This is a genomic window from Holdemanella sp. DFI.5.55, assembly GCF_020593575.1.
In the GTDB taxonomy this organism is placed as follows: Bacteria; Bacillota_I; Bacilli_A; order Erysipelotrichales; family Erysipelotrichaceae; genus Holdemanella; species Holdemanella hominis.
Genome location: NZ_JAJDMK010000244.1, coordinates 1 through 291 on the forward strand (window position 1 = coordinate 1; position 291 = coordinate 291).

General features: G+C 37.1%; 1 pseudogene. It reads left to right on the top strand.

Annotation, left to right across the window (positions count from 1 at the left end):
• Nucleotides 1–291, top strand: a pseudogene (locus LJE08_RS13965) (carbamoyl phosphate synthase large subunit); the annotation flags it as partial.

The window sequence follows — 291 nt, forward strand, 5'->3', positions numbered from 1 at the left end:
AAGCAGGATTAAAGGCTAGTCCTGTACATCAATGTTTGATTGAACAAAGTATTGCCGGATATAAAGAAATCGAATACGAAGTAATGCGTGATGCCAAAGACAATGCGATTGTCGTATGTAATATGGAGAACATTGATCCAGTAGGTGTACATACAGGAGATAGTACGGTTGTTGCGCCAGTTCAAACTTTGACAGATCGTGAAAATCAAATGCTTCGTAATGCATCTTTGAAAATTATTCGTGCATTAAAAATTTGTGGAGGATGTAACGTACAGTTGGCATTAAATCCAA